8 protein-coding genes are annotated in these 9,197 nt (G+C 70.7%); 5 read left to right on the top strand and 3 right to left on the bottom strand.

Going from position 1 to position 9,197, the window contains the following annotated elements; translation table 11 throughout:
* On the top strand, nucleotides 1-814 hold an 814-nt coding region (locus V6M37_RS09275; protein WP_332672565.1), incomplete at its 5' end, for a sigma 54-interacting transcriptional regulator.
* Nucleotides 815-1,000: 186 nt separating this feature from the next.
* Entirely contained in the window at nucleotides 1,001-1,306 is a 306-nt protein-coding gene (locus V6M37_RS09270) for a hypothetical protein (RefSeq protein WP_332672563.1), read from the top strand.
* A 100-nt stretch (nucleotides 1,307-1,406) separates the two neighbouring features.
* On the opposite strand, the gene V6M37_RS09265 is transcribed toward V6M37_RS09270, so the two are convergent.
* The 3 genes from V6M37_RS09265 to V6M37_RS09255 all read right to left on the bottom strand — a co-directional run bounded on the left by V6M37_RS09265 (nucleotide 1,407) and on the right by V6M37_RS09255 (nucleotide 5,154).
* Nucleotides 1,407-2,345 (bottom strand): hypothetical protein, encoded by a 939-nt coding sequence (locus V6M37_RS09265; RefSeq protein ID WP_332672561.1) that lies wholly within the window; start codon nucleotides 2,343-2,345, stop codon nucleotides 1,407-1,409.
* Between the two features lie 21 nt (nucleotides 2,346-2,366).
* Complete coding sequence (locus tag V6M37_RS09260) at nucleotides 2,367-3,221, bottom strand: cache domain-containing protein (RefSeq protein WP_332672560.1); 855 nt, start codon at nucleotides 3,219-3,221, stop codon at nucleotides 2,367-2,369.
* 139 nt (nucleotides 3,222-3,360) lie between these two features.
* Nucleotides 3,361-5,154 carry a methanol/ethanol family PQQ-dependent dehydrogenase gene (locus V6M37_RS09255; RefSeq protein ID WP_332672559.1) on the bottom strand — a complete coding sequence of 598 codons (1,794 nt, stop codon included), beginning with the start codon at nucleotides 5,152-5,154 and terminating at the stop codon, nucleotides 3,361-3,363.
* Nucleotides 5,155-5,487: 333 nt separating this feature from the next.
* Here V6M37_RS09255 and V6M37_RS09250 point away from each other — a divergent pair, with 333 nt between their 5' ends.
* The 3 genes from V6M37_RS09250 to V6M37_RS09240 form a co-directional block, all read left to right on the top strand.
* Complete coding sequence (locus V6M37_RS09250; protein ID WP_332672557.1) at nucleotides 5,488-6,864, top strand: sensor histidine kinase; 1,377 nt, start codon at nucleotides 5,488-5,490, stop codon at nucleotides 6,862-6,864.
* Entirely contained in the window at nucleotides 6,848-7,492 is a 645-nt protein-coding gene (locus tag V6M37_RS09245; protein WP_332672555.1) for a response regulator transcription factor, read from the top strand. Before V6M37_RS09250 ends, V6M37_RS09245 begins: the two co-directional genes overlap by 17 nt.
* A partial coding sequence (locus tag V6M37_RS09240; RefSeq protein WP_332672553.1) for a 4Fe-4S binding protein occupies nucleotides 7,489-9,197 on the top strand: 1,709 nt, incomplete at its 3' end. The genes V6M37_RS09245 and V6M37_RS09240, both read left to right, overlap by 4 nt.

Raw genomic sequence — 9,197 nt, 5'->3', positions numbered from 1 at the left:
CGGGCGCACGTTCATCGCTCGCACCGGGCGCAGGCGACCGCGCCACGGCGACGGCGGGGGCGCGCGGCCGGCCCCCGCGCGGCGCGATGCTTCACAACTCGGCGCGATGGTCCTCGGCGACGCGCGCGTCGCGGAGGCGGTCGCGACGCTCAGGGAGTGCGCGGCCGGCAACGCGCCGCTGCTCTTCGAGGGCGAGATGGGCACCGGCAAGGCCTACCTCGCGCGGGCGTTCCATGCCGACCACCGCCCCGACGCCCCGCTGGTCGGCCTCGACTGCGGCACGCTGCCCGCGGGCACCGCAGGCGAGGAGGCGCTCGATCTCGCATGGACGCGGGCGGGCGACGGCATCCTCGTTCTCGTGGACATCGACGCGTTGCCGATCCCGCTGCAGGCGCGGCTCTTCAACGCCGGCGACGGCCCGCGGGCGCGCGTCATCGGCGCGCCGCGCGCCCCGGTCGCGGAACTGCAGCGCGCGGGACGCTTTCACGCGAGCGGTTTCGAAGCCAGCGGCGGGCGCGTCCTGAGTCTGCCCCCGGTGCGCGAGCGCACGGATTTCGACGCGCTCGTGCGGCAGCTGGTCCGCGAGGCGGCGCCCGAGCGGCCGCTCCACGTCGCTTCGGACACGCTCGCGCTGCTGCGGCGGTACCGCTGGCCCGGCAACGTGCGCGAGCTGCGGAACCAGCTGCGCCTGACCCTCGCCTTGATCGGCGACGAGGCCGCGCAACTGTCCCCCGACGACATTCCCGCCGAATTCCGCGACGAAATCCTCGCCGAACCTGCCCGTCGGTGCGACGCCGAACGTAGGTCGGACTGAGCGCAGCGACGTCCGACATCCGCGGCTTCCGGCGCCTTCCGCGTCGGCCTTCGCCCGCGGCGCACGCCGACCTACGCCAATCCGTCCGTGCGGACGTGGAGTTGCGGGCCTATATTTGGAGTGTGGACGCGCGGCACAGAAATGCCGCCGGCACTTGCAGGGAGCGGACCGATCCGGGAGACGGACATGAACAGCCGATTGAAAGCGCTTGCGCTCATCACCTCGGCGCTGTTTGCCGCACCGCTGGCGGTCGCTGCCCCGACGGCGGTCGACGACAGCGACTTCGACGCACAGGCGAAGGCGATCGAAGAGGGCAGGGAACTCAAGCAGGAAGCCGGGGTCTTCGGGCGTCCGGGGGACCGGCCAGGCGAAGAAGGGCCGCGGTCGAGCGCGGTCGGCGATCGCGATCTCGATCGCTACGTCGAGCGCCTCGCGATCGAAATCCGCCTGCGCAACGCGATCGCCGAGCGCGATCCGGAAGGGTTCCACTGAAACCGAGCGGCCGGCGACGGCCTTTCCCGGTTCGAGCGTCGCGGTCGCCGCGATCCGGAAGGGTTTCACCGAACCGTCGCAGCTCTCGGCTTGCCGTATTTCAGCTGTCGGGCGTGGCGGGGGGGGAGGCCGCGAGCGGCCCGAGCGCTGGTGGTTCGCGCGGGTCCGCTTCGCCGAATCCGAACAAAGCGGCGAGCTCCGCGACGAACGCGCGGTGTTCGGCCGGCACGTGCTCGCGCCATTGCCGCAGGTAGTGGCCGACGTCGCGTACCCCAGAGGCGTCATCGCGATTGAGCGCATAGAGCGCGGCCCAATGTTCCGGCGACGCTTCGAAGCGCTGCAGCAACAGGTTCGCGAGCACCTCGTTGTCCGCGCGCCGGTACGGGTCGTCGCTCAGCGCTTGCAGGCGCGTGCTCAGCCAGTGTGCCGGCGACTCGCCGGCCGGAAGCCGGCGGTGCGGCTCGGCGAGGAGCCGCTCCGCGTAGGCGGTGAGCATCGGTGCGTAGTCCTCCCAGGCCGGATAGGGCGCGTCGTCGCGCCAGCGCGCGGCCATGCTGCGCAGCGCGTACAGGCCGGCCGCTTCGCACAGCGCTTCTTCGAACCACTGATGGCGCCGGCGGGCGGGGTCGCTCGCGTGCACGGTGTGGCCGGCCATCACATGACACAGCTCGTGACCAAACTGGTACGCGTACTGCGCCCACGCCCGGTCGCGCGCCGAAATGCGGATGCGGGGCTCGCCGGCCGGACCGGGTTCGAACAGCGCGACCGGGGCGTCGCCGCCCTGCGTGACGACGATCGGATGCGCGAAGACCGGGTTCGGGCCGTCGATCAGTTCGTCGGCGACGGCCTGGAGCAGGGTTTCGACTTCCTCGCGCGTGGCACTGCCCCAGCCGTCGCCTTCAATCCGGATGTCCACGCCGAAGGCGCTGCTCGAACTCGTCCAGGCGCCCGCCGGCGGCGCGGCGAACGCCAGCGCGACGATCACCGCCAACAGGTGCCCGAGCTTCCGTCCGACGAAATACGCCGCTTGCCGCGCCATGCCGAAAATCTCCGGAGGCCCTTACTCGAGATAGTGGCCGACGCCGATCAGTGAGCCGCCTTCGCGGCGCACGTAGGATCGCTTCTTCTCGACGCGGTTGGTGACCGGGTTGCGCCACACGTAGTCCACCGTCGCCTCGTCGGCGTTCTTCAGCTTGTCGATCATCTCGGCGACCAGCGCGTGGCCTTCGGCGTCGACGAGCCCGCGTGCGTCGGTGTCGGCGAGCGACGGGTTCATGCCCATCGCCTCGAAGCGCCCGCTGTCGAGGTTGACCATGAACACGTACAGGTCGTCGCGAACGAACGGTCCGCGGCGGTCGTTGAACGCGTTGATCGCCTCTGCCGGGCCCTCGGTGCGGGCCAGCTCGACCGCCCGCGCGAGCATCGCCTTCGCGTCGTCGGCGCTCGCGCGCGGCGCGGAATAGCCGACGCCGACGACGTACTGGCCGACCTTGCGCACCTGGCTGACCTTCGGCTCGACCTTGTTCGTCATCCGGTTGAGCCACATGTAGCGCACCGTGCCTTCCTGCGTCGCGCGCGTGGTGTCGATCATCTCGCGGAACAGCGGGTTGCCGGCGGCGTCGGTGGTGTTGAGCACGGTCAGGCCGACGAGGGCCTCGGGCGCGGCGCCGCTCGCCTGGTAGACCCCCTTGTCGTCGATGACGAACACGTAGAGATCCTTGCGCACGAACTGGCCGTTGCGGTCGTTGAACGCGGCAAAGGCGCGCTCCGGGCCGTTGGCTTCCATGTACTTCACCGCCTGCTCGAACAACACGCGCGCCTCGCGCGGCGTCGCCCGGTCGGTGGCGAGGGCGGCCTGCGTCGCGAGGCCCGCGAGCGCGACGGCGAGAAGCGGTTTCAGGATCGGTGTCTTCACTTGAGTTCCTCGTTGCAGGATTTCAGGGCGGCGGTCGTCGGGCCGGACGGCCGCGGCGAGGGAGGCGGAAGGGAGTGGTCGAGGGGAAATTAAGGGCGCAGAGGCGTGCGGCGCGTCGCTTCGCCGCACGCCGGCGCGATCAGGATTTGTGCAGCTTGAATACCCACACCGAACCGCCCTGTTCGAGGAAGTTCACGCGCTTGGCGACGTCGCCGCCCCACAGCGGCACTGCGCCGCCCCAGCCGGACACGACGGCGACGTACTGTTCGCCGTTGTCGTCCCAGGTGATCGGCGGCGCGATGATCCCGGAGCCGGTCTGGAACTGCCAGATTTCGGCGCCGGTCGTCGCGTCCACCGCCTTCAGATAGCCTTCCGGCGTGCCATAGAACACGAGGTTGCCGCCGGTCGTCAGCACGCCGCCCCACAGCGGGGCGTTGTTCTTCACTTCCCAGACGATCTTGCCGCTGACCGGATCGACCGCGCGCAGCGCGCCGATGTAGTCCTCGTTGAGCGGCTTGATCGTGAAGCCGGCGCCGAGGTAGGCCGCGCCGCGCTTGTACGACACCGGCTCGTTCCAGATGTCCATCGCCCATTCGTTGGCCGGCACGTAGAAGTAGCCGGTCTTCGGGCTGTACGCCATCGGCATCTGGTTCTTGCCGCCGAGAAAGGACGGCGCGTTGAGCACGACTTCGCCCTTCTTGCCGTCACCGCCGCCTTCGGTGAAGGGGTTGCCGGGGCGCTTCGCGTCGTCGTAGATCGGGCGGCCGGTCTTCAGGTCGATCCCTTTCGCCCAGTCGATGCGCTTCACGAACGGGAACGCGTTGAGGAGCTTGCCGTTGGTGCGGTCATTGACGAAGAAGAAGCCGTTGCGGTCGGCCTTGCCGCCGGCCTTGATGGTCTTGCCGTTCTTCGGGTCCTTGTAGTCGAACGCGACGAATTCATTGACGCCGTCGTAATCCCAGCCGTCGTGCGGCGTCGTCTGGTAGTGCCAGACGATCTTGCCTGTGTCGGGGTTGATCGCGACCGTCGATGACGAGTACAGGTTATCGCCCGGGCGCAGCCAGCTGTTCCACGGCGCCGGGTTGCCGGTACCGATGAAGATCAGGTTGACGTCCGCGTCGTAGTACGCCGACAGCCACGGCGCCGCGCCCCCGGTCTTCCACAGGTCGCCGGGCCAGGTCGCGTTGGTCGTGCCGGAGATGCCGTTCTCGACCTGCTTGCCGTCCTTGTCGTACTTGTAGCCCATGTGGCCTTCGACGACCGGGCGCGTCCACACCAGCTTGCCGGTCTTCGCGTCGCGCGCATCGACGCGGCCGACGATGCCGAACTCGCCACCGGAGTTGCCGGTGATGACCATGCCCTTGACGATCTGCGGCGCGGCGGTGAAGGAGTAGCCGGCCTTGTAGTCCTCGATCTTCTCCTTCCAGACGACCTTGCCGGTGTCCTTGTTCAGCGCGATGAGCTGCGCGTCGAGCGTGCCGAAGATCACGAGGTCGCCGTAGATCGCGGCGCCGCGGTTGATCACGTCGCAGCACGGCATGATGCCGTCGGGCAGGCGGTGCTCGTACTTCCACAGCTTCGCACCGGTCTTCACGTCGAGCGCGAAGATGCGGCTGTAGGAGGCCGTGACGAACAGCTTTCCGTCATGGACGATCGGCTGCGCCTGCTGGCCGCGCTGCTTTTCGCCGCCGAACGAGAACGACCAGACCGGCACGAGATCCTTGACCGTCGAGGTGTTGATCTGGGTCAGCGGGCTGAAACGCTGGCCCTTCGTCCCGAGACCGTAGGTGACGACCTGCGTCGTGATGGTCTCGTCGTTGAGGATGTCCGCATCGGTGACATCCTTCGCCTGAACGTTGCCTAGGCCCGCGACGGCGAGCGCCAGCACGCTGAGGGCGCCTTGCAGGCGTGCGCGCTTCCCGATCTGCTCCATAACTCCTCCTTTCGGTTTTGATCGTTCTGATCGTCTTGTTCGAACCCGCAATGCGCCGGAAACGCAGGGGTTTGTCGGGCTTTTGCAAGGGTTGTGCCATGCGGGGACCGGCATGAACTCGCGAATTTCGCGAAGAGGTGTCGCGATCGTCTGTACCGATTGTCAGCAACTGTTCCATTTCGGAGCAGCCGCGTGGTGGGAGCAGCGCCAACCGCCGCGATGCCGCGGGTGGCATACGCATTGCGATAGATCGGCGACAAACAAGCGAGGGCGGCGCTATCGCCCCGGAGGAGACATGATGCAATCGCGCGCGAAACACCGCGGAGTGAATCGATGAGCGGCCGGGCCTTCGGGCTGCGCGCGCGCGTCGGCCTCGTGCTCGGCGGGGCGCTCGTGCTGGTCTCGGCGCTCGCGACGCTATGGTGGGTCGGGGAGACGCGCCGCGCGATCGGCGAGGAAGTCGAGGCGGCGAGCCGCGTCGCCGAGCAGTGGCTCAACGTGCTGGTGGCCGAGACGCTGCGCGACGAGGCCGACGGACCGCGCCGGCTGATGGCCCACCTGCGTGCGGTCGGCCGCCTGCGCGCGAACCAGCTGGAAGTCCTCGGTCCACTGGGGGAGCCGCTCTATGTCTCGCCCGAGCCGACCTACAAAGCCGGGCGATTCGCGCCCGGCTGGTTCTCGGACCTCGTCTCGCCCGCGCTGCCGCTGCGGCGCTTCGATGCCGGCGACCGTCAACTGGTGCTGCGTCCGGACACGTCGCGCGCGGCCCTCGACACGTGGGACGATGTCGTCGCCGGTCTCGGCTGGGCGGGCGCGGCGCTGTTGCTGGTCGCGTTAGCGGCGCGCGTGGCGCTCGACCACGCCCTCGCCCCCCTCGGGCAGATCGACGCGGCGCTCGCTCGCGGCGCGGAAGGCCATTTCGACCGGCGCCTGCCGAGCTATCGCGTCGCCGAACTCGACCGTCTCGCGGCCAGTTACAACCGGCTCGCCGAGCGGCTCGACGACTCCGAAGCGCGCAACGTCCGGCTCGAACAGGATCAGGCTTTCGCGAACGCGCTGCGCGAGCGGCTCACCGAGGAGCGGCGGCTGATCGCGCGCGAACTCCACGACGAACTCGGGCAGGGCATCGCCGCCGTGCGCGCGTTGTCCGGCGCGATCCTGCAGCGCTGCGACGACGCGCCGCACCTTCACGGTCCCGCGCAGGCGATTCTCGCGATGACCGGGCAGATGCAGGACGGCGTGCGCGCGATCCTGCAGCGCCTGCGTCCCGCGAGCGCCGCGGGCGACGGCGGCCTCGACGTTGCCGTCGCCGACTACTGCCGGCAGTGGTCGAGCCATCACCCGCACATCCGCATCGACTGCGACGCGGTCCATCCCGACATGCCGGCGGGCGAGGCGACGAGCGTCGCGGTGCTGCGGCTGCTGCAGGAAAGTCTCACCAACGTCGCCCGCCACTCGCAAGCGTCCGACGTCGAGGTGCGCCTTCGCTTCGACGGCGACGCGATCGCGCTCGACGTGCGCGACAACGGGCGCGGTCTCGCGCAGGAACCCGGACGCGGGCGCTTCGGCCTCGCCGGGATGCGCGAGCGCGTCGCCGAACTGCACGGCGAACTCCACCTCGACACGCCCCCCGGCGGCGGTCTGCGCGTCCGCGCCCGCCTGCCGCGAACCCCGTCCTTCCAGGAGAGCTCCGATGGTCTGTACGCTTGAAAACCTCCGGCTCGTGCTCGCCGACGACCACGCCGTCGTCCGCATGGGGTTCCGGATGCTGCTCGAAGGCGCCGGCGCCGAGGTCGTCGGCGAGGCCGCGAGCGGCGAAGCCGCGCTCGCCGAGTTCGCGCGGCTGCAGCCGGACGCGCTGCTGATGGATGTGTCGATGCCGGGCATCGGCGGCCTCGCGGCGCTCGAACGCCTGCTCGCGCATACCCCGGATGCGCGCGTGCTGATGCTGTCCGCGCACGACGACGCGCAGATTCCGCTGCGCGCGCTGCGGGCCGGTGCCGCCGGCTACCTGTCCAAACGGGCGCAGCCGCAGGAGCTCGTCCGCGCCGTCGCACAGGTCGCGCGCGGCCAGCGCTACATCGATCCGGAACTCGCGCCGCGGCTCGCGCTCGCCCGGTTCGGCGGCGGCGATCCCGCCGAAGCGTTGACCGAGCGCGAATTCGCGGTCTTCCTGCAGCTCGCGCAAGGCCGCTCGGTGAACCAGGTCGCCAGCACGCACAAGCTCAGCGCCAGCACGGTCGGCACTCACCTCTATCACATCAAGCAGAAGCTCAACGCGGCCAACGCCGCCGAACTCGCGCTGATCGCGGTGCGTAGCGGACTGATCGCGCTGTGACCGGCTGGCGCCGGGGCCTGCGCGCCGCGACCGCTCTCGCGCGCAGCTGCGTCGGCGGGCGCGGCGTGGCGCTGATTGCGCTCGTCTGCGCGCTTCTGCCGGCGCCTTCGGCCGGCGGCGAGCTGGCCCGCGCCGATCTCGAACGGCGCTTCGCGCGGCCGCTGCGGGTCGGCGACAAGGCGGCCGACGTGCCGGCCTGGCCGATCAGCAGCGAACTCGCGCCCGACGACGGTCCGGTCGGCTGGGTCTTCGAGTCGGTCGACGTCGCGCCGATTCCGGGCTTCGAAGGCACGCCGATCAACCTGCTGATCGCCGTCGATGCGCGCGGCAACTTCATCAGCGTCGAGGTCGTGAGCCAGCACGAGCCGGTGTTCGTCGGCGGGCTCGGCGAGGCCCCGCTGCACGAATTCGTCGGCCAGTATGCGGGCCGCAACCTGCGCGACCCGATCACGGTGTCGACCCGCTACGGGCAATCGGGCGCGGGGAGCGGCGGCGGGCAGACCGTGCTCGACGGCGTGACGAAGGCGACCGCGTCGGTGCGCATCGTCAATCAGACGGTGCTCGCCGCGGCGGTCGCGGTCGCGCGGGCGCGGCTCGGGTTCGCGGCCGCGGCGACCGCCGGCCCTGCCGCCACCGCGCGCGACGACCACTACGAGCGCCGCAGCTTCGACGAATTGCTCGACAGCGGCGCGATCGCGCGGCGGCGTGTCTCGAATCGCGAGGCGGAGGCGCTCTTCGCCGACAGCGCCGCGGCCGGGCTCGATGCCGAGGCGCTCGCGGTGCCCGACGACGATTTCGTCGAGCTCTACGTCGCGTGGCTCAACGCGCCGAGCATCGGCCGCGCGATCCTCGGCGACGCGGGCTTCGACGAGCTGCGGCGCGCGCTCGAACCGGGCCAGCAGGCGTGGTGGGTCGCCACCGCGGGGCGCGGCTCGCTTCTCGACGAGGATTTCGTGCGCGGCACCGCGCCGGCGCGGCTCGCGCTGCGGCAGGGCGGCGTGCCTTTCGAACTGCGCGACGCCGATCTCGATCCGCCCGCGCCTCCGGGCGCGCCGCCGCTGAACGCCGCGCTCGTGCTCAAGGCCGCGCCGCTCGCCGGCATCGACCCCGGCAGCGCGCAGGATTTCACGCTGACGCTGGTGCGCCAGCGCGGCGCGATCCTGCCGGAAATCACGCGGCGCGAGATCGCGCTCCCGTACCAGGCGCCCGAGACGTGGCTCGCGCGGCCGCCGTCGCCGCCGCCGGAATGGCTGCTTGCTTGGCAAGCGCGTCGTGCCGAGCTCGCGGTCATCGGCGCTGCGCTCGGGCTGCTCGCCGCGGTGCTCGCGCGCCCGCGCTGGGTCAGCGTCTCGCCGCGCCGGCTGCGCGGGTTCCGGCTCGCGTTCCTTGCCTTCACGCTCGGCTACCTCGGCTGGTATGCGCAGGGGCAGTTGTCGATCGTGCAGCTCACGGGCGCGGTGAAGATGCTGGCCGCGGGGCAGGGGCTCGGCAGCTTCCTGTACGACCCGGTGTCGCTTCTCGTCATCGCCTTCACGCTGGTGAGCTTCGTGTTCTGGGGGCGCGGTACGTTCTGCGGCTGGCTGTGCCCGTTCGGCGCGCTGCAGGAGTTCGCCGCGCGGCTCGGCGGAGTGCTCGGCGTGCGCCGGCGCCGGCTGCCGCCGCAGCTCGCGCGCGCGCTCGACCGCGGGCGCTACGCGCTGCTCAC

The sequence above is a fragment of the Aromatoleum sp. genome (genome assembly GCF_036675785.1).
In the GTDB taxonomy this organism is placed as follows: Bacteria; Pseudomonadota; Gammaproteobacteria; order Burkholderiales; family Rhodocyclaceae; genus Aromatoleum.
This window is presented reverse-complemented; position numbering and strand designations above follow the sequence as displayed.

Coding starts and splice junctions, on each gene's coding strand:
- V6M37_RS09270 (WP_332672563.1), top strand. CDS start 1,001: ATGAACAGCCGATTGAAAGCGCTTGCGCTCATCACCTCGGCGCTGTTT.
- V6M37_RS09265 (WP_332672561.1), bottom strand. CDS start 2,345: ATGGCGCGGCAAGCGGCGTATTTCGTCGGACGGAAGCTCGGGCACCTG.
- V6M37_RS09255 (WP_332672559.1), bottom strand. CDS start 5,154: ATGGAGCAGATCGGGAAGCGCGCACGCCTGCAAGGCGCCCTCAGCGTG.
- V6M37_RS09250 (WP_332672557.1), top strand. CDS start 5,488: ATGAGCGGCCGGGCCTTCGGGCTGCGCGCGCGCGTCGGCCTCGTGCTC.
- V6M37_RS09245 (WP_332672555.1), top strand. CDS start 6,848: ATGGTCTGTACGCTTGAAAACCTCCGGCTCGTGCTCGCCGACGACCAC.